This window comes from Pandoraea fibrosis (genome assembly GCF_000807775.2).
GTDB lineage: Bacteria > Pseudomonadota > Gammaproteobacteria > Burkholderiales > Burkholderiaceae > Pandoraea > Pandoraea fibrosis.
Map to the genome: position 1 here is coordinate 1307796 of NZ_CP047385.1, position 19835 is coordinate 1327630.

The window sequence follows — 19835 nt, forward strand, 5'->3', positions numbered from 1 at the left end:
GGACGTGCGGGTAATGTGCGTCGCGACGACTTGCCGTGCGCGTGCGCCCCCACCGAAGGGGGCTGCGATGCCTGTGAGGCGTGTGAGGGTTGCGACATAGCTTGGTCTGGTCGGAATTCGGGGGCGGACGTGGCCGTTATGCGGGCGTCGTGCGCAATTGCAAGAGCCGGTAAAAAATTACGCCGGTGGCGCCGGGTACTTCTGCGCGTTCATCACGAGCTTCTCGGCCACTGCCCGGTTCAGGTCGACACCCAGCACCGACGACAGTCGTACGAGATACATGGCGATATCGGCCAGTTCCTGCTCGACGTGTCGCGCCTCGCTCGTCTGCATGACGGCGCTGGCTTGGGCATCGGTGTGCCACTGGAAGATTTCGACCAGCTCGGCAACTTCGACGGACAACGCCATCGCAAGGTTCTTCGGCGTGTGATGCCGGTGCCAGTCGCGCGCATCGGCGAACGCATGCAGGGCGGCTTCCAGTCCCGTCGTGTCGATGAGGCGGTCGTTCGCGACATGGGCATCGGCGTTGCCGGAGACAGCGGATTGCTTCGGGGCAGCGGACATGAGAGGCGGTATTCGGAGGTGGCGGCCGCAAACGGGCTCGGGGACGCGACAAAAAGGCGCAGGAACGAGGTATGGTAGCGCGTTGGTGCCAGAAGCGCCGTGCACCGCCCCGATCCCTGCCGGACCCATATCCCTTGGACAGCACTCCCTCCGATCCCGTCGTCGCGCCGGCGTTACCGCTGGACACACTCGAAACGCGCGCAACCGCCGAGCCGTCGGAACTGCCCGGGCCGATGTCATACCGTGTCACGCTGCTGCCATCCGGCTGGCAGTTCGATGCGGCAGCCGACACACCGATCCTGCTGGCGGCGCAGACGGCGGGCATCAAGCTGCCGAGCCTGTGCCGCAACGGCACTTGCCGCGCGTGCCTGTGCCGGGCGCAGACTGGCGGCGAGCCCGCACCGGTGGCTTATCGAATCGAATGGCCGGGGCTGTCGCGCGAAGAGAAGGGGGAGGGCTGGCTGCTGCCGTGCTGTGCTTACGCGCGTGCCGACCTCGTCATCGACGCGCCCGACGCCACCCTTTGTTAAACTTGGCGCTATCTGGCGCTCGCCCCCGAGCCGTCATAACCGTTTCAGGATCAGGAAAGCCGAATGGCACAGTACGTATTCAGCATGAACCGCGTGGGCAAGATCGTGCCGCCCAAGCGTCACATCCTCAAGGACATCTCCCTGTCGTTCTTCCCGGGCGCCAAGATCGGCGTGCTGGGCCTGAACGGTTCGGGCAAATCGACGCTGCTCAAGATCATGGCCGGTGTCGACAAGGAGATCGAGGGTGAAGCGATTCCGATGGCGAACCTGAACATCGGTTATCTGCCGCAGGAGCCGCAGCTCGATCCGGAACAGACGGTGCGCGAAGCCGTGGAAGGCGGCATGGGCGAAGTGTTCGAAGCTCGCACGAAGCTCGACGAGATTTACGCCGCCTACGCCGAACCGGATGCCGACTTCGACGCGCTCGCCGCCGCACAGGCCAAGTACGAAGCGATCCTCGCCGCGAGCGATGGCAATAACATCGAGCAAACGCTGGAAGTGGCCGCCGACGCGCTGCGCCTGCCGCCGTGGGACGCCAAGATCGGCGTGCTCTCGGGCGGTGAAAAGCGCCGCGTGGCGCTGGCCCGCCTGCTGCTCTCGAAGCCGGACATGCTCCTGCTCGACGAACCGACCAACCACCTGGACGCCGAATCGGTCGACTGGCTCGAACAGTTCCTCACGCGCTTCCCGGGCACCGTGGTGGCCGTCACCCACGATCGCTACTTCCTGGATAACGCCGCCGAGTGGATTCTTGAACTCGACCGTGGTCACGGCATTCCCTAGAAGGGCAACTACAGCTCCTGGCTCGACCAGAAGGAGCAGCGCCTGAAGCAGGAAGAGTCGACCGAGTCGGCCCGTCAGAAAGCGCTGAAGAAGGAGCTGGAGTGGGTGCGTCAGAACCCGAAGGGCCGTCAGGCGAAGTCGAAGGCGCGTCTTGCCCGGTTCGACGAACTGAACAGCCAGGAATACCAGAAGCGTAACGAAACCCAGGAAATCTTCATCCCGGTGGGTGAGCGTCTGGGTAACGAGGTCGTCGAATTTAAGAATGTGTCGAAGGCTTTCGGCGACCGTCTGCTGATCGACGACCTGAGCTTCACCGTGCCGCCCGGCGCGATCGTGGGCATCATCGGCCCGAACGGCGCCGGCAAGTCGACTTTCTTCAAGATGCTCACAGGCCGTGAGCAGCCGGACAGCGGTGAGATCAAGGTGGGGCCGACGGTCAAGATGGCTTACGTCGACCAGAGCCGCGACGCGCTGGACGGCACCAAGACCGTGTTCGAAGAGATCTCGGGCGGCGCCGACGTGCTGACGGTGGGCAAATATGAAACGCCCTCGCGTGCCTATATCGGCCGCTTCAACTTCAAGGGCTCGGACCAGCAGAAGCAGGTCGGTTCGCTCTCGGGTGGTGAGCGCGGCCGTCTGCACATGGCCAAGACGCTGATTTCCGGCGGCAACGTGTTGCTGCTCGACGAACCGTCGAACGATCTGGACGTCGAAACCCTGCGTGCACTCGAGGATGCGCTGCTCGAGTTCGCCGGTTGTGTGATGGTCATCTCGCACGATCGCTGGTTCCTCGACCGTATCGCTACGCATATTCTGGCCTTCGAAGGCGACTCGCATGTCGAGTTCTTCCCGGGCAACTATCAGGAGTACGAGGCGGACAAGAAGAAGCGCCTCGGCGAGGAGGCCGCAAAACCGAAGCGAATCCGCTACAAGCCGATCGCGCGGTAATGCAGGAAAAGGCGCCGCAAGGCGCCTTTTCTGTTTGAACGGTGGTTCGGCGGGTTCGCTGCAACTGACTTGCCGTCCACAACCGTGTTCGACGTGCCATGCCGACGCACAGTGCGCGGCATGGCTCGCCATTTTGACGAATCAGGAGTGTGCAAATGAGCCAGTCAGTGAATCAGTTGAATGGGAAAGTCGCCGTGGTGACCGGTGCCGCCAGTGGTATCGGCAAGGAAATCGCGCTCACCCTCGCGCGTGCCGGCGCCGCCGTGGCGATTGCCGATCTGAATCAGCAGGGCGCCGACGCCGTGGCCGAAGAGATCAAGGCGGCCGGTGGCAAGGCCCTCGGTGTGGCGATGGACGTGACCAACGAAGAGGCGGTGAACAGCGGCATCGACAAGGTCGCGGACACCTTCGGCTCGGTCGACATCCTGATCTCGAACGCGGGCATTCAGATCGTCAATCCGATCGAGAACTATGCGTTCTCCGACTGGAAGAAGATGCAGGCCATTCACGTCGATGGCGCGTTCCTCACGACCAAGGCGGCGCTCAAGCACATGTACAAGGATGACCGTGGCGGCATCGTGATCTACATGGGGTCGGTGCACTCGCACGAGGCGTCGCCGCTCAAGTCGGCCTATGTGGCTGCCAAGCATGCGTTGCTGGGGCTTGCCCGCGTGCTCGCCAAGGAAGGCGCGAAGCACAATGTGCGCTCGCACGTCATCTGCCCGGGCTTCGTGCGCACGCCGCTCGTCGACAAGCAGATCCCGGAGCAGGCCAAGGAATTGGGCATTTCGGAAGACGACGTCATCAAGAAAGTCATGCTGGGCGGCACGGTCGATGGTGTGTTCACCACAGTCGACGACGTGGCGCAAACCGCGCTTTTCCTCGCCACATTCCCGACCGCCGCTTTCACCGGACAGTCGTTTGTGGTGAGTCACGGCTGGTTCATGCAGTAAGCAAGCAGTTTCACCCGCGCCGGCGACGTGATGCGCCGGCGCTGCCTTCAGGTCATCAGCTTCAGGAAGTCTCAGGAGAACGGTCATGACGGCCAATCCGCCGAAAGTCCCCAAACGCGCCATCGATCTGCCGCCTTACGAGACGGTCGCACTCGTCTTGCAGGGCGGCGGGGCACTCGGGGCCTATCAGGCGGGGGTGTATGCCGGGTTGTTCGAGGCCGGCATTGCACCGAACTGGATCGCGGGGATTTCCATCGGTGCGCTCAATACGGCGGTCATTGCCGGCAATGCGCCGGAGCGTCGCGTGGCGCAGCTCGAAGCGTTCTGGCGCACGATTTGCGAGCCCGCCGTATTTCCGCCGCTGCCCGCACCGTTCGAAGCCGCCATCCTCAATGGTCCCGAGTCGGGCCGCATCGCCTACAGTGCGTGGCAGGCATGGCGCGCCATGGTCGAAGGTCAGAAGGGCTTCTTCACGCCGCGCTGGCCACAGCCGCTGCCCACCGCCATGGGTGATCCGGCGCATGCGAGCTACTACGACACGTCGGCACTGCGCAGCACGCTGGAGCGCTTCGTCGACTTCGACCGTATCAATTCGCGGGAGATTCGGGTGTCCGTCGGTGCCGTCAATGTGCATACGGGTAACTTCGTCTACTTCGACAACACGCGTGAGGTGTTGCGCGCGGAACACTTCATGGCGTCCGGTGCGTTGCCACCGGGGTTCCCGGCCGTGGAAATCGACGGTCAGTTTTACTGGGATGGCGGGCTGGTGTCGAACACGCCGCTCTCGGAAGTGCTGGGCACCTCGCCACGGCGCGACACGCTCGCCTTTCAGGTCGATCTATGGAGTGCGCGGGGGCCGCTGCCCGACAACCTGAACGACGTGGCCGATCGGCAGAAGGATATTCAGTTCTCGAGCCGCACGCGTCTCGTCACCGACAATCTGCAACGCGCTCAGCACTATCGTCGCGTCTTGCGTGAGGTGCTCGAACGGGTGCCTGCCGATGTGCGCGCCCGTGATCCGTGGTGTCACGCCGCAGAGGAGATCGCCTGTAGCAAGCGCTACAACGTCATTCAGTTGATTTATCGGAACAAGGAGTACGAGGGGCACTACAAGGATTATCAGTTCGGCTTGTCCACCATGCTCGATCACTGGGCGAGCGGTCTCGACGATGTACGTCGCACGCTCGCGCATCCCGAATGGCTCACGATGCCCAACGGCACGTCCGGCTTCATCACGCACGATATTCATCGTCACGAAGTCGTCTGACGCGGCCCGCAGCCTCGCGATCCATCCCCCTGCATGACCACTCCTGCGGCGTGCCCCCCGACACGCCGCAGGGCCCTGCAATCGGCGCCGATTTCGCACCGGTACTGCACTAAAACTTCCCCGGGCATCGCCTTCGATTACTGCGCCAGTGCGGTTTCGAGGCGCAATTTGAGCGGTTGCAGGTCGAGCAACATTGCGGTGCGCGCGGCGCCGTCTGTCGCAGGCAACTCGACGGCTTCGCGCATGTCGTTGCGCATTTCATGTGTGGCCCGGCCGAGCAACATCGCGGGTACCGGCAGCTTGTCGGCTTCGTCGAGGGTGACGATGTTCTCGATGGCGTCGACGAGCAATCCGAACTTGTCCTTGCCGTGTTCGATGACGAGAATCTTGCGCGTCTGGGCTTCGTCTTGCGGCGGCATGCCGTACAGCGTGCGCAGATCGACGATGGTGACCAGTTCGCGTCGCAGATTGAGCATGCCGCGCACGAACGCAGGCGCGCCTGGTGCGGGGATGACGTCCGGCGAATCGTGAATGATCTCTCTCAATTGGTCGAGACGCACCGCCAGCATGTGTTGCAGACGGAACGACACGTAGGCGTGACGCGTGCCACGCGCCGACTTCGCACCGTTCCCCCGCCATGCCGCATCGCCGGCCTTCGCGCGCTGTGCGCTGTCGGCCTCGCGATACAGGTCACGGTGGCCGCGTGTGAGTTCAAGCACCTGTGAATGTGTGAACAGTTCGTCGGCGTTGAGCAGCACGATGTCGTCGGCGGGCTCGCGGGCAATGCATCCCGAGAAGAGCTGCGCATGCGAGGCGCTGAACGACGGCATGGCGAGCACCTCGTCCGCGTAATACGTCACGATGTTGTCGACGGCGTCCACCAGCAAACCGAAGTGCACATCTTCCTGTTTGACGATCAGAATGCGCCGCGGGTCCGACGCCGTGCCGGCAATGCCGGGCTCCGGGCGGCTCGCGTGCAAGCCGAGGAAATGCGCGAAGTCGACGACCGGGACGACCGTGCCGCGCAGGTTGAGCATGCCGACGCAAAACACACTGGCGAGCGCCGAGCTCTGCAATTCGGGGATGCGGATGATTTCGCGAATTGCACTCATCGGCAACGCGAGGCGAGAGTGCTCGACGGTGAACGACACGCACTGCAATCGCTGACGTTGCTGGCGGCGCTGTGGCGCCGTGAGTGCCTGACGTGCGAGCAACTGCGGCATGTTCTCGATGTGAACGAGGGCGGCCGGTGCCAGGATCTGGAGAATGCGGTCGCCGCCGTCGAGTTTGATGGCGCCGCAGACCACCTGCGGCGCCGTGTGCGACGGGTCGTACTCGAACCCGGTGCGTTGCGAGGCGCGCACGCGCAGGATTTCGCTCGTCGTGTCGAACAGCAATCCAACGCGCACGCCATCGACGTCGACGATCGCGATTTTCTCGGTGACGGGCGCGACCGTGGTCGGTGCCGCCGACGCGATCGCGAGCAATGGCTTCAGATCGACGATGGGAATGAGGGTGCCGCGCAGGTTGAAAAGCCCCAGTAGAAACGGTGGCGAGAGCGGCACCGGTGTCACGCGCGCCGGGTAGTTCACCACTTCCTGCAAGGCGGCGATGGGCAGCGCGAATTCCACGTCGCCCAGATGAAACGAGCCGAAGACTTCAATATCGTCCGGGTTCGACGGACGCGCGGCGGGTGGCGTGCGAACGGCTGCGCTGCCGGCAGCGGTGGCCGACGCCTCGCCCCGAACGTCGAGCGGCAGCGTGGCCGCAGCGCCATCACCGGGAGATGGCGCGTCGCGCAGACGTGTCGTCGTTGTGCCGGGCGTCACGCCGTAACCTGCAAGACGCCCGGCGTCGCTCCCGAGGTTGCGCCCGAAGGCGGCATATCCCTGATAGGGCGACACCGTGGGCGGCAGCACGGTCGTGCCCGCGACGATGTCGCGATGCAAAAAGGGAAATCCTGGCGTGCGTGCATTCATGATTCCCGTCCCACAAGTCGAAGCGCGGGGCGACGCGGCACCGCAGCGCCCCCATTGGAACCGATCGTGCGCACATGGAACGTGTGATTCGCACAGTCGATGGTCAGTTGGCGCCCGATCTCGCCGCCGACTTCGACGTGCACGATCGGGATGCCCGTCTCGGCAATCAACGCCTGCGCCATATTGGCGTTGGCGACACCGATCAGCCCGTGCCGCGCGGGGGGCTGGTGCGGCATCATGTTGCCGCCGCCCGCGATCACGGCTTCGATTTCGCCGCGACGTGCGCTGTCGGCTTTCATCAGCGCGAGCAGCGAAGGCACGGCTTGCGACACATACTTTGCGCCGATGGCGAGCGTGGGATTCGGTGCCTCGGGCAGCAGGCAGTGCGCGAGCCCATAGAGTCCGCGCGAGCGCCACATCAGACCGATGCCTACGCACGAGCCGAGGGTGGCGCGCAGCACGTCTTCGCCGCGCCCGATGCGCACCTCGCCCATCAACACCTGAATGTCATGCGACGGCCCCATTTGATGCTCCCTGATTCCGGTAAATGAGCGGTTGCTCAAACTGATAGCCGGTCGAGAGCCGCGCAAGCGACTCGGATTCGCCGACGATCAGCACGCCTTCGGGGGCAAGCGTGCGGCGTACGTTCTCGAGAACGCGTTCCTGATCGGCTGTCTCGAAGTAGATGAGCACGTTGCGCAGCATCACGAGATCGAAGGCCTCACGACGCGCCATGCGCTGATAGAGGTTGTGTTCGGCAAACGTGATGTGGGCGCGCAGTTCCGGTGCCACGGCGAACCCGCCGGCATTCGGACGGAAGTACTTGGCGAGCATGGCCGGGCGTTGCTGTTTCAGGCCGTCGATGCTGCGCCCGCCGTAGTTGCCGGCGATTGCCACGGCCAGCACCTGACTGGAAATGTCGGTGGCGTGGATCTGGTATTGGAAGCCCGGGTGCCGCGCGCGGAATTCTTCACAGACCATGGCGGCCGAGTACGACTCCTCGCCGGAAGAGGCGGCCGCCGACCACATCCGGAAGATTCGCCCGGGATTCGCAGCGCGCCAGCGCGGCAAATAGTGCTGAGAGAAATAGTCCCAGACGCGTGGCGTGCGAAAGAAGGTGGTCTCGTTTGTCGTGACCAGATTCACGAAGTTGCGCACCTCGTCCGGGGTGTTTTCAAGCAACGCGAGATAGTCGCGGTAGCAACGTAGCGAGAGCGTGCGCAGGCGAGGGCGTAACCGGCCCTGCAACATCGTCCACTTCTTCTCGTTCATCGAGATACCGGTGTGCCGGTGAACGGCGCGCAGCAGCGCCAGTTGAGTACCGGGATCGGCGTCGGCTTCGATTTCCATATCGGGCCCTCTTGGCGGACGTGTGATCCGGCTCCGCGCGCTCGGACAGAACCGGATAGTGCTGGCGGGCGACCGGGGCGCGAGCCGGCGGTCGCCACGGGGGAGTGCTTACACCTTGAATCGCGATACCGTGCGGTCGAGTTCTTCCGCCCCCTGATTGAGGCCGGTGGTTGCCTGGGCGATCGTTTCGCAGGCGCCTGCGGACTTTTCCGTCTCTTCCGCAACGTGCTGAATGGCGAGACTCACTTCGCGCGCGGCAACGAGTTGCTCTTCGGCAGCGCACGAAATTTCGGAGATTGCCTGCGTGGTGCGAGACACCCCGCCGACGATCTTCTCGAACGCCTCGCCGGCCTGCCGCGACACTTCGCTCCCCTGCGCGACACGCTTGGTCGACTCGTTGATGAGTTTGGAGATCTCTTTGGTCGCTTGCGACGAACGCTCGGCGAGCTTGCGCACTTCGTCGGCCACGACCGAGAAGCCGAGACCGTGCTCGCCCGCACGCGCCGCTTCGATGGCCGCATTGAACGCGAGCAGGTTGGTCTGCCCGGCAATCTCGCCGATCACTTTCACAATCTCGCTGATGTCTTCCGACGACTTGTTGATCAACTCCATCGCCTCGACCGAGCGGGCAATGGCGCGGGCCCCGGTTTCGGCTTCCTGTTGCGTCGACTTCGCGAGCTGATCGGCGCCCTTGGTGTTGTCGGCAATCGAGTTGATCGACGCGGTGAGTTCCTCGATGGACGCGTTCATCTCTTCGACCGTCGCCCCCAGCGCCTGCGCACCGGTGGCAACGGTATTCGCGCGATCGGCAATGTCGCGCGACGCGCCCGAGAACTCACCCGCGGAATTGACCACCTTGCCGATCACGCCGCGCAGATCGTCCATCATGTGACGAATGCCGTCGGCCAACTGATCGATGGGGTCGTTGCCCGCGACGGCAATGTCGCCGGTCAGGTCGCCCGCGGCCGCACGATTGACCGTGTCGAGCAGCAACGCCACCTTGCGTTGGTCTTCCTCGGCACGGCGCTTCACGCTCGCTTCCAGTTCGACCTGCTGTGTGATGTCGGTGGCGAACTTCACGACTTTGTAGGGGCGTCCGTTCGCGTTGAGGATCGGGTTGTACGTCGCCTGAATCCAGATCTCACGTCCACCGTGCCCGATGCGCTTATAGCGGCCAGAGTCGAACTCGCCACGATTGAGCTTGGCCCAGAAGTCGTGATACGTCTGCGAGGCGGCGTATTCCGGCTCGCAAAACAGTCGGTGGTGCTTGCCGCGAATTTCGTCGAGCGAGTAGCCGAGCGTTTTCAGGAAGTTGTCGTTGGCCGTGATGACGGTGCCGTCGAGATTGAACTCGATGACCGCTTGCGCGAGATCCATCGCCCGCACCTTGCCTTCGAATTCGGCCTGACGTGCCCGGTCGGCGGTGATGTCGGTAGCGAACTTGATGACTTTGTACGCCACGCCGTTAGCGTCGAAGACCGGGTTGTACGACGCCCGAATCCACACCTCGCGGCCACCTTTGCCGATGCGTTTGTACTCGCCCGCATCGAATTCGCCGCGGCCGAGCTTGGCCCAGAAGTCGCGATAGGCGTCAGATGCCGCGTAGTCGGTCTCGCAGAACATGCGGTGATGCTGACCCTGAATCTCGTCGAGTCGATAACCGAGTGTTTGCAGGAAGTTGTCGTTGGCGTGCAGGACGCGGCCCTGCAAGTCGAATTCGATGACGGCCTGCACGCGATTGAGCGCGGCGCTGACGGCCTGTAGTTCTTGCTGTTCCATCTGGAATTCAGGCGTGGCGATTTCCATGACCTTCTCCCCTGATACGCTTGCCCCGGCGCGTGTCGTGCGTCCGTCACGAAAGGGATGCTGCGGTGTGCCCCGTAGTTGGCGCGCAGTCCTCTATAGACGCGATTACGACAGCGCAATAGGCAACTTGAGATCAGTGCCTACCCGCATATTGTTTTTGCGGAGATTCGCAAAAAACGTCGGAAACCGCGTCGAATAAGGATTTAAAGATAAAGGAATGACGCGCGAAGTCGACGCTGTTATAGCGTCGATTCATTTCAAACGCATAAATGAAATAAACAATCGGTATGCGCCTGCACGTTGGCGGTGCAGGAATTTGACGCGATCCCATGTCCGAGACATGGCGACACGGTGAATCGGAAGATCGGTGAAAAAGACCTCCTCCCGCGTCTGAAACGGGAGGAGGTTGGACTCAAAGTCGCACTCTTCGGGGCAATTGAAAGGGCGACATTCTTCACTATGCAATCCCCGTGCCAGACCGGGAGATATCCGCAAACCCCCGTCGTTATTGGCTTCTGGCGCGCCCTGGTGACGCGATGTTACGGCCACACAAGAGGCGTGTTACGTAACAAAGTGCGACACATTCCCGGTTTGGCAACCTTCGCTTACACGGCTTACAGACGCGTGATGGGCTTCCTACAGGCACGACGATATAAAGAAGACGAACGGATTCACGTTCCATCACCAGGAGTCAGATCATGAAGTTCGTCGTTGCTGCGCTGCTTGCCGTCACCCTTGCCGGATGTGTTGTTGTTCCGGCACGGCCGTATTACGGAGGGTATTACGGGCATCCGTGTTGCTATCGCTATTAATGCGTGAAAGAGGTTTTGCGCGATAAAAATCGATACCCGGAGACGAGAAATGCAGATGAAATGTCATCAATGAACAGGGAGCCACGCATTTTCGGAATCCGATAAAAAAGCCCCGCAGGTTTTACCCTGCGGGGCGATGCTTCTCGCTGGTCGCGAACTTGCGTCATCGTCGAGACGAAGTCCGCGACGCGCTGCCTGGATCGAATCAGCGGCGGTGATGCCAGTCGCGGCGATCGTAGTCGCGGCGGTCCCAGCCGCGATCATGGCGCCAGTGGCCTGGAGGCGGGCCACGCCAGTAATGCGGACGTGGCGCGTAGACCACCGGCGGTGGCGGCGCGATGATCATCGGAGGCGGCGCCGCGTAGACCGGCGGCGGCGCATAGACCGGGCCCGGCGCCACGATGGCCGGGCCGGGAATGCCGATGTTCACCGAGACGTCGGTGCGCGCGAACGCACTGTTCGAAGCGAGTCCCGCAGCCATCGCCGTGACCGCCATGAGGGCCGCTGCCGCGATCCGATATTGACCTTGCATCTGTTCTCCCTGTTTTTCGTGTCTGCCGGTGCGCGTTGTCATGAGGCGCACCGGCACGCGATTCGTTGTGCCGATTTTACGATTCGCGTGTGCGGGCCTGTGCTACGGCAGCACTACAGATGTAACAAGGCGTAAGGAAACCTGCGATGACGTTCGCAGGCGAGAGGCATCGGCTGATTCCGGCGATTTAGCGCCGCTCGTGATCTCGCGGGGCGAGAAAACTGGCAGGGCGGCGACCGCGTCGCGCCGACGTCGCAAAGTACGACGGACGCCGCAGGTCGTGCGTGTCGTCCGGCGAGCGCCAGTAGGGGGTGCGCGGCGTGCCGAGCAGGTCCCCCGGCCGGTGCGGCGAGAGCGGCGGCACCGACGCGGGCCACGCGACCTGACGCCAACGGGCGCCGGCGGGCACGACCAGAACCAGCATGACGAAAACGAGCGTCACGACAGCGTAGACGACAACAGGCGAGAGGGTGGTCTCCATGACAAACTCCGGTCGCGAACATGTCACACCACGGGGGGATGCCGCTTGGCGGGCAAAGTGTGGCGTTTTCACTATAGTCCATGCGGCTCTGGCTGGCACTCGGTTGCCGCTACGCGGGTTGCGGGACTACACTACAGACGCAGTTTCCCGAATGCCGTTGCCATGCTGCGCGGCGGCCACGCTGGCGTCAACCGCCACTTCGCTGTCCGGGGGATCGTGATGACTCAGGCCATGCTGGACTCCACTCCCGCCGTCGCGTCGACGGCACCCGTGACCCCTGTGGCCATCGATCACGTCGCGTATCCGAGCTACGACGCGCTTCTCACACACCGCTTCTACGTCGACGTCATGGGCTTCGCGCTCGCTGGCGCACAGACCGGCATGAGCCGACTGTGGGGCAAACCCTATCTGCTGGTGAGCTATCAGATCGCCCCGGGTGAGGCGCTGGCGTTTTTCCATTGCGACGGGCTGGCGCCGAAAGGTCATTCCGACACGCCGGCGACACAGATTCATCACGTCGCGTTGCGCGTGCGCGATCTCGAGGCGCTCGAGCGCTGGAAGTCACGCCTCACCGCGCACGACGTGCCGTTCGCGCTCGAGCGTCACGGCGAGGCAGAGCATCTCTACCTGCTCGATCCGAACGAAATCATGCTGGAATTGTGTGTGCAGACGCCGGAATCGGCGGCCGGACAATTGCACGGGGCGCACGATATCTTGCAGCGCTGGGTCGACGGTGTGAGGTGAGCGGCGGGGAAGGGCTGACAAGTGCCGAGAAGGGCCGGAAAGGGCCGACAAGGCGCCCGGCGAACGCACAGCGCTCAGGCTTCGGTGTCCTTGCCAAGGCCGTCCCAACTCGTGGAGGTCGGGGGCGCAATGCCGAACAGGTCGATCACACGCGAGACCGTATCGTCGACCATGGCGTCGAGCGATGCCGGACGGTTGTAAAAGGCTGGCAGTGGCGGATAGACGATGCCGCCCATTTCGGTGACCGCCGTCATATTGCGCAGGTGCGCGAGGTTGAAGGGGGTTTCGCGCACCATCAGCACGAGGCGGCGGCGCTCCTTCAGGGTGACGTCGGCCGCGCGGGCGATCAGATTGTCCGAGAGTCCGTGCGCGACGCTGGCAAGCGTCTTCATGGAGCAGGGGGCGACGACCATGCCGGCTGTCGAGAACGAACCGCTGGCAATGTTCGCGCCGATCTCGCGCACGCTATGGTAGTGGTCGGCCAGCGCCTGCACATCGGCACGCTCCAGCCCGAGTTCGTGGCGCAGCGTCAGCCAGCCTGCGCTCGATACCAGTAAATGCGTCTCGACGCCGCCCATGGCGCGCAGCCGCTCGAGCAGTCTCACGCCATAGATCGCGCCGGTCGCGCCGGTGATGGCAACGACCAGACGCGCGGGCTGTGGGCTCTGCGTCGATGGCGTCATCGAGGCGGAATTACGCGAGGTCGGCGAGGACCTGCTTGAGTTCGCCGCTCTGGTACATCTCCATCATGATGTCCGAGCCGCCGATGAATTCGCCGCCGATGTAGAGCTGCGGAATGGTCGGCCAGTTGGCGAATTCCTTCACGCCCTGGCGGATTTCCTCGTCTTGCAGCACGTCCACCGTGAACAGATTGTCGACGCCGCAGGCCTTCAGGATTTGCACGGCGCGGCCCGAGAAGCCACACATCGGGAATTGCGCGTTGCCCTTCATGAAGAGCACGACGGGATGTTCGGTGACGATTTGCTGGATACGTTGCTGGGTGGTCATGGTGGAAAAGCCCGTTGGGATGCCGGAAATTCGGCGTATCCGGCATTTTAGCGGTTTTCGGCCGCGTCCGTCGGCGTGTGCTCAGACGCGCCGGCCACCCGTGGTGCGTTCGATACCGGCGAGATCGCGCTCGGAGACGACGTCGGCAAAGCCCGCGGCCAGACAAAGTCCGCGAACGTCGGCGGCCTGATGGTAGCCATGTTCGCACAGCAGCCAGCTATCGGGCAGCAGCCGCGACGGCGCCCCGGCAACGATCGTGCGCAGGGCGGCGAGGCCATCGGCATGGTCGGTCAGCGCGTCGACCGGCTCGAAGCGCAAGTCGCCCTGCGAGAGATGTTCGTCTCCCGACACGATGTACGGCGGATTCGAGACGATGATGTCGAACGGCGCGCTGTCTTCCGGCAACCCTGCGTACCAGTCGCTGGCGACGAATGCGACGCGGGCATCCAGCCCGAGTTGCCGGGCGTTTTCGCGCGCGACGTCGAGGGCGTCGGTCGAACGGTCGAGCGCGATGACCCGGGCGTCGGGCCGGCTGTGGGCGATGGCCAGCGCAATCGCGCCGCTGCCGGTGCCCAGATCGAGCACACGCGGCGCGGTGCGACCTTCGAGTCGCGCCAGTGCCAGCTCCACGAGCAGTTCGGTTTCCGGCCGGGGAATGAGCACCGACGGGCTGACCGTCAGCGTCAGGCCGAAAAACTCCCGTGTGCCGGTCAGATAGGCGATGGGCTCACCCGCCACGCGACGCGTATGCAGAGCGCGATAGACGGCGACGGTCTCGGGCGCGAGCGGCTCGCGGTCGCGCGTGATCAGTTGCGTGCGGGTCCAGCCGAGCACATGCGAGAGCAGGATGCGCGCTTCCTGCGGCGGCAGCCCCGGTTCGCGCAGCAGCGAGGCGACGGTGGTGGCCATCGTGCCGGCGTGCCGAGAATGAGCGTCGCCTGCCCCTTGCGGCATCAGGCAGCCTCGCCCAGCGACGCCAGCAGCTCGGCCTGATGCTCGGTGACGAGCGCGTTGATCATGTCGTCGAGATCGCCGTCCATGATGTATTCAAGCTTGTAGAGCGTGAGGTTGATGCGGTGATCCGTCATCCGCCCCTGCGGGAAGTTGTACGTGCGGATGCGTTCCGAGCGATCGCCCGAGCCGATCAGACTCTTGCGCGTCGCGGCTTCTTTCGCTTGCTGGGCACGCAACTGGCCGTCCTTGATGCGCGCGGCCAGCACCTTGAGTGCCTTGTCCTTGTTACGGTGCTGCGAGCGGTCGTCCTGACATTCGACGACGATACCCGTCGGCAAGTGCGTGATACGCACGGCCGAGTCCGTCTTGTTGACGTGCTGCCCGCCTGCGCCCGACGCACGGAAGGTGTCGATGCGAATGTCCGCCGGATTGATTTCGACTTCGGCGACATCATCGGCTTCCGGCATCACGGCTACCGTACAGGCGGACGTATGAATGCGCCCCTGGGTTTCCGTGGCCGGCACACGCTGCACACGATGACCGCCCGACTCGAACTTGAGACGCGAGTACGCGCCCTGGCCGATCAGACGCACGATCACTTCCTTGTAGCCGCCCAGATCCGATTCGCTGGCCGACATGATTTCGACTTGCCAGCGCTGGCGTTCCGCGTAACGCGTGTACATGCGCAGCAGATCGCCCGCGAACAGCGCCGATTCGTCGCCGCCGGTGCCGGCACGGATTTCCAGAAAGATGTTGCGATCGTCGTTCGGGTCGCGCGGCAACAGCATGCGTTGCAGCGAGCTTTCGATGTCGTCCATGCGAGCGCGGGCATTCGCGGCTTCGTCTTCCGCGAACTCGCGCATCTCGGGGTCGGCCGCCATTTCCTGCGCCGCCGCGACATCGTTCTGGGCGTCGCGGTATTGGCGATATTGCGCGACGACCGGCGCCAGCTCGGCGTGTTCGCGAGTGAGCTTGCGGTAGTTGTCCAGATCGCGCGTGACGTCGCCCTGACTCAATAGCCCATCAAGCTCGACCAGACGTTGCGTCAACTGGTCGAGCTTGGCTTGCATGCTCGCTTTCATCTATTTGTCGGCGTTTCCCGAGGTGCGGAACAGTTCGGGAATGAGGTGAATGATTTGCTCGCGCGAATCGCCGCGCGCCGTGTTCAGCGCGTGCGTCGGGCCGTGCAGGAATTTCTTGGTGAGGGATTGGGACAGGGCTTCGAGCACGGCGGCGGGATCGTCGCCGCGCGCGAGCATGCGCTGGGCACGCTCAAGCTCAGCCAGCCGCATGGCCTCGGCGGTGCCGTGGATGTCGCGGATGACCGGCACGACGCTGCGCGCCTCGAGCCATTGCATGAAGTTCTGTACGCGCGTCTCGATGATCGCTTCGGCTTGCGCGACCGCTGCCTGACGCAGCGCATTGCCTTCGCGCACGACCGCGCCGAGATCGTCGACGGTGTAGAGAAAAACGTCGGTCAGACGGCCGACTTCCGGCTCGATGTCGCGTGGCACGGCCAGATCGACCATGAACATCGGCTTGTGCTTGCGAGCCTTGATGGCGCGCTCGACCGCACCCAGACCGATCAGCGGCAACGTGCTCGCCGTACACGACACGACGATGTCGAACTCGTGCAGGCGTTGTGGCAATTCCGACAACCGGATGGCCGTGCCGCCCAGACGCTCGGCGAGCTTTTCGCCGCGCTCGGCAGTCCGGTTGGCGATGAACAGCGCTTTCGGATTCTGTGCAGCGAAGTGCGTGGCGCACAGCTCGATCATCTCGCCGGCACCGATGAACAGCACCTTTTGTGTGCTGATGCTTTCAAAAATGCGTTGGGCAAGACGCACCGCCGCAGCGGCCATCGACACCGAATGCGCACCGATCTCGGTCTGGCCGCGGACTTCCTTGGCGACCGCGAACGTGCGCTGGAAAAGCTGGTTCAGATACGTGCCCAGGGCGCCGGCCTCGGCGGCTGTGCGCACGGCATCCTTCAACTGGCCGAGGATCTGCGTCTCACCGAGCACCATCGAGTCGAGCCCGCTTGCCACGCGAAACGCATGACGCACGGCGTCGGACTGGGGAAGGGCGTACAGGTGAGGGGCGAGGTCGCCGGCGGGAATGTTGTGGAACTGGGCCAGCCAGTGCACCGCGCGCTCGCGAGCGGCGGTGTCGTCGGTCACGCAATAGATCTCGGTGCGATTGCACGTCGACAGAATGGCGGCCTCGGGGGCGCTCAGTCTGCCGCTATCGGTGCCGGTCCACAGACTCTTCAGGCCTGCCAGCGCCGGCTCGATCCGCTCGAACGGAAACGCCACCCGTTCGCGCAGCGAGACGGGCGCCGTGTGGTGGTTCAGGCCGAGAGCGAGCAGTTGCATGATGTGGGGGATCTGATAGCCCCTGATTATAGCGCGTCGACGCGATCCCCGTTTCGAGGGGCCACATGCGGCGCGCTTCCGGATAGCGTGCTCCATCATGGCGCAGCCGTCCGGTTTTGACAAATAGACATCCCTTATACCCGGCATAGCGCGCCCTGCCGCTGCCGTCGTTTGTTGATATATCAGGGGGGTGTCAAGCGGGACGGGGCCGTTCACGGGGATTGCCGAAACGTCGGGTTTCAAGGCTATACTGCCTTCGGGTTCCCGTCCTTGGAGACACGTCATGGGCATTATCGGCACCATCGTCGTCGGTCTGATTGTCGGTCTTATCGCACGCGCCCTGCATCCCGGCCGGGACAGCATGGGCATCATCATGACCATCATTCTCGGCATTGCCGGCGCGCTGCTCGCCCGCTACGTCGGACAGTTTCTCCACCTCTATACCGAAGGCCAGTCGGCCGGCTGGATCGCCTCCATCATCGGTGCGATCGTGCTGCTGGTGATCTACGGCGCCATCAAGCGCAGCCGCGCGGCCTGACACGACCCACGAGACCCGGTCATGGACATCGTCATCCTTCTGCTCGTAGGACTCGTGGCCGGGTGGCTCGCCGGGCTGGTGGTCGGCGGCAGCTTCGGCCTCATCGGCGACATGGTCGTCGGGGTGATCGGGGCGTTCGTCGGCGCGTGGTTGTTGCGGCATCTGGGTATCGCTGTGGGATACGGCACGCTCGGGCGCATCATCACCGCCACGATCGGCGCGATCGTGCTGCTCGCGCTGTTGCGTCTGGTGCGACGATAGGCCGCACGAGCGGGCCGGAAATCGGGACATTCGCACGGCATCGCCCGGCGCTCACCGGTGGTTCCGTGTCGCATCGGAACAACGTGGGATGGCCGATGCGCGTCGTGCGGGTCTTTCGTCGTCCAAAACCTTCCAAAACCAGAATCCGAACAGGGTTTTGCATGGCGAGGCGCCTTGTGGCATGAGGCTTTGCGGCCTGACGTGGGGCACCGTCAAGCGCGTCATACGCGTTTTCCCGCGTTCGGCTATGCTTGTCGCCATCGCCAGGCCCAAGTCGTCTTGACTACGCGTGCGGCACCGCCGCCACGTTCGATCCCCGTCTTCCGTCTGCTGGCGTGGCTGCCGTGCCTGACAGGGGCGCGGCGGCGCTCCTCGCAAGTTGGTACGCCCGATCCCCCTCATTAAAAGAACACATGTCTGCGACACGCAACTCCATGCGGCCATTCATCGTGGCATCCGTCATGGCGGCAACCTCCATGGTTGCCATCGAAGCCACGATCATTTCGACGGCCATGCCGCAAATCGTCGCCCAACTCGGCGGCCTGAATCTGTATAGCTGGGTCTTCTCCGCCTTCCTGCTCGCGCAGACCGCCATGACCGTGGTGTTCGGCAAGCTGGCCGATCTCTATGGCCGCAAGCCGGTCATTCTCGTGGGCATCGTCGTTTTTCTGGTGGCGTCGCTCGGCGGCGGGCTGGCATGGTCGATGCCGGCGATGATCGCCTTCCGCCTGTTGCAGGGCGTGGGCGCCGCGTGTATTCAGCCCGTGAGCCTCACGATCATTGCCGACTACTACCCGATCAGCGAGCGCGGCAAGGTGCAGGGCTATCTGGCGAGCGTCTGGGCGATCTCGGCCGTGCTCGGCCCGATGCTCGGCGGCATCATCATTCGCGAATTGTCGTGGGCGTGGATCTTCTGGATCAACATCCCCATCGGTTTGCTGGCCGGTGCGGGCTTTATCGCCTATCTGCACGAAGACGCCCCGCGTCAGCGCCCGAGCATCGACGTGCTCGGCGCCGGGTTCTTCACGATTGCCGTGGCGGCGCTGATGATTGCGCTGACCGATGCCAACGCCTTCTCCGACACGCACGTCTGGGGCGGGGTGCTCGCCTGCGCCATCGCGTCGCTGCTGTTCGTCTGGCAGGAACGCCGCGCCAAGGACCCGATGATCTCGTTCGCGCTGTGGAGCCGCCGTCCGATCGCGGCGGCCAACGCGGCGACGCTGCTCTCGGGCATGGTGCTCATGGGGCTGACGACCTTCCTGCCGATGTACGCGCAAGGGGTGCTGCGTCAAACGCCGGTCGTCGCGGGCATGGCGCTCACCATGATCATGGTCGGCTGGCCGATTGGCTCGACACTGGCTGCCAAGACGTTTGCGCGTTTCGGCCTGCGCCGCATTCTCGTGGGCGGCAGCCTGCTGATGCCGGTTGGCGGCATCGTCTTTGCGCTGTTGGGGCCGAGCAGTTCGCCATTACTCGCCGGCTTTGGCTCCTTCCTCATGGGCTTCTCCATGGGCACGGGCAGCGTGAGTGCCCTCGTGCTGATTCAGGAACTGGTCGATCCGTCGCAGCGCGGCAGCGCCACGGCGTCGAACATCTTCTCGCGCAATCTGGGCAGCACGCTGGGGGCGACGCTCTTCGGCGCCGTGCTCAACTTCGGGCTGACGCATTCGAGCGACGTGGGTGTCGTCACCTCCGATCAGTTGCGTCACGTGCTGGAAGACCGCGGCGGGTCGACGGTGGCCGATCAGGCCATTCGCGCGGTACTGCAACATTCGCTGCACCTCACGTTCCTGTCGATCCTGGCAATTTCGGTGGGCGTTGTGCTGTTGCTGCTGCTGGTGCCGACCAACGCCGTGGACCGTTCGCGCGACGCCAAGCGTGAAAAGCCGGAATTCGTGCCGGGCGGACACTGATCGACGCGTTCGTTCATGCGACACAAGAACGGCCGGT

The 19835-nt window shown here is 63.8% G+C and carries 19 protein-coding genes and 1 pseudogene; 8 read left to right on the top strand and 12 right to left on the bottom strand.

Annotated elements, in window-relative coordinates:
* Positions 1–177: 177 nt before the first annotated feature.
* Complete coding sequence (locus PI93_RS05850; protein WP_080759383.1) at positions 178–564, bottom strand: nucleotide pyrophosphohydrolase; 387 nt, start codon at positions 562–564, stop codon at positions 178–180.
* 134 nt (positions 565–698) lie between these two features.
* Here PI93_RS05850 and PI93_RS05855 point away from each other — a divergent pair, with 134 nt between their 5' ends.
* The 4 genes and pseudogenes from PI93_RS05855 (at position 699) to PI93_RS05870 (ending at position 5045) form a co-directional block, all read left to right on the top strand.
* Positions 699–1094, top strand: coding sequence for a 2Fe-2S iron-sulfur cluster-binding protein (locus PI93_RS05855; RefSeq protein ID WP_306439122.1), 396 nt, complete (start codon positions 699–701; stop codon positions 1092–1094).
* Between the two features lie 63 nt (positions 1095–1157).
* A pseudogene (gene ettA, locus PI93_RS05860) lies at positions 1158–2825 on the top strand (energy-dependent translational throttle protein EttA).
* Positions 2826–2992: 167 nt separating this feature from the next.
* A complete protein-coding gene (locus tag PI93_RS05865; protein ID WP_039374000.1) occupies positions 2993–3778 on the top strand; it encodes a 3-hydroxybutyrate dehydrogenase in 786 nt (261 codons plus the stop codon).
* A gap of 85 nt (positions 3779–3863) precedes the next feature.
* The gene (locus PI93_RS05870; protein WP_039373980.1) at positions 3864–5045 is read left to right on the top strand and encodes a DUF3734 domain-containing protein; all 1182 of its coding nucleotides are present in this window, start codon (positions 3864–3866) and stop codon (positions 5043–5045) included.
* A gap of 137 nt (positions 5046–5182) precedes the next feature.
* Here the strand turns inward: PI93_RS05870 and PI93_RS05875 are convergent, their stop codons facing one another.
* The 6 genes from PI93_RS05875 to PI93_RS05900 all read right to left on the bottom strand — a co-directional run bounded on the left by PI93_RS05875 (position 5183) and on the right by PI93_RS05900 (position 12005).
* A complete protein-coding gene (locus PI93_RS05875) occupies positions 5183–7024 on the bottom strand; it encodes a chemotaxis protein CheW (protein ID WP_052240950.1) in 1842 nt (613 codons plus the stop codon).
* Positions 7021–7548 carry a chemotaxis protein CheD gene (locus PI93_RS05880; protein WP_039373979.1) on the bottom strand — a complete coding sequence of 176 codons (528 nt, stop codon included), beginning with the start codon at positions 7546–7548 and terminating at the stop codon, positions 7021–7023. The genes PI93_RS05875 and PI93_RS05880 overlap by 4 nt, the downstream gene beginning before the upstream one ends.
* Positions 7532–8374 carry a CheR family methyltransferase gene (locus tag PI93_RS05885; protein WP_039373977.1) on the bottom strand — a complete coding sequence of 281 codons (843 nt, stop codon included), beginning with the start codon at positions 8372–8374 and terminating at the stop codon, positions 7532–7534. The genes PI93_RS05880 and PI93_RS05885 overlap by 17 nt, the downstream gene beginning before the upstream one ends.
* Before the next feature lie 108 nt (positions 8375–8482).
* On the bottom strand, positions 8483–10180 hold the full coding sequence (locus tag PI93_RS05890; RefSeq protein ID WP_039373976.1) for a methyl-accepting chemotaxis protein: 1698 nt from the start codon (positions 10178–10180) through the stop codon (positions 8483–8485).
* 1017 nt (positions 10181–11197) lie between these two features.
* Complete coding sequence (locus PI93_RS05895) at positions 11198–11524, bottom strand: hypothetical protein (protein ID WP_080759385.1); 327 nt, start codon at positions 11522–11524, stop codon at positions 11198–11200.
* Positions 11525–11711: 187 nt separating this feature from the next.
* Positions 11712–12005 (bottom strand): hypothetical protein, encoded by a 294-nt coding sequence (locus PI93_RS05900; RefSeq protein WP_039373974.1) that lies wholly within the window; start codon positions 12003–12005, stop codon positions 11712–11714.
* Positions 12006–12236: 231 nt separating this feature from the next.
* On the opposite strand from PI93_RS05900, the gene PI93_RS05905 reads away from it, so the two are divergent.
* Positions 12237–12749, top strand: a complete 513-nt coding sequence (locus PI93_RS05905; RefSeq protein ID WP_158453246.1) for a VOC family protein — start codon at positions 12237–12239, stop codon at positions 12747–12749.
* A gap of 74 nt (positions 12750–12823) precedes the next feature.
* On the opposite strand, the gene PI93_RS05910 is transcribed toward PI93_RS05905, so the two are convergent.
* From PI93_RS05910 to hemA, 5 genes are all read right to left on the bottom strand, one after another.
* Positions 12824–13432 carry a UbiX family flavin prenyltransferase gene (locus PI93_RS05910; protein WP_039373972.1) on the bottom strand — a complete coding sequence of 203 codons (609 nt, stop codon included), beginning with the start codon at positions 13430–13432 and terminating at the stop codon, positions 12824–12826.
* 10 nt (positions 13433–13442) lie between these two features.
* On the bottom strand, positions 13443–13757 hold the full coding sequence (gene grxD, locus PI93_RS05915; RefSeq protein WP_039373971.1) for a Grx4 family monothiol glutaredoxin: 315 nt from the start codon (positions 13755–13757) through the stop codon (positions 13443–13445).
* Between the two features lie 81 nt (positions 13758–13838).
* A complete protein-coding gene (prmC, locus tag PI93_RS05920) occupies positions 13839–14666 on the bottom strand; it encodes a peptide chain release factor N(5)-glutamine methyltransferase (RefSeq protein WP_039373969.1) in 828 nt (275 codons plus the stop codon).
* Positions 14667–14710: 44 nt separating this feature from the next.
* Complete coding sequence (gene prfA / locus PI93_RS05925) at positions 14711–15793, bottom strand: peptide chain release factor 1 (RefSeq protein ID WP_039373968.1); 1083 nt, start codon at positions 15791–15793, stop codon at positions 14711–14713.
* A complete protein-coding gene (hemA, locus tag PI93_RS05930; protein WP_039373966.1) occupies positions 15794–17086 on the bottom strand; it encodes a glutamyl-tRNA reductase in 1293 nt (430 codons plus the stop codon).
* A gap of 283 nt (positions 17087–17369) precedes the next feature.
* Here hemA and PI93_RS05935 point away from each other — a divergent pair, with 283 nt between their 5' ends.
* From PI93_RS05935 to PI93_RS05945, 3 genes are all read left to right on the top strand, one after another.
* Positions 17370–17624 carry a GlsB/YeaQ/YmgE family stress response membrane protein gene (locus PI93_RS05935; RefSeq protein WP_039373965.1) on the top strand — a complete coding sequence of 85 codons (255 nt, stop codon included), beginning with the start codon at positions 17370–17372 and terminating at the stop codon, positions 17622–17624.
* Positions 17625–17645: 21 nt separating this feature from the next.
* Positions 17646–17885: a GlsB/YeaQ/YmgE family stress response membrane protein gene (locus tag PI93_RS05940; protein WP_039373964.1), complete on the top strand. Its 240-nt coding sequence runs from the start codon at positions 17646–17648 to the stop codon at positions 17883–17885.
* A 413-nt stretch (positions 17886–18298) separates the two neighbouring features.
* Positions 18299–19798, top strand: a complete 1500-nt coding sequence (locus PI93_RS05945) for an MDR family MFS transporter (protein WP_039373961.1) — start codon at positions 18299–18301, stop codon at positions 19796–19798.
* Positions 19799–19835 lie beyond the last annotated feature (37 nt).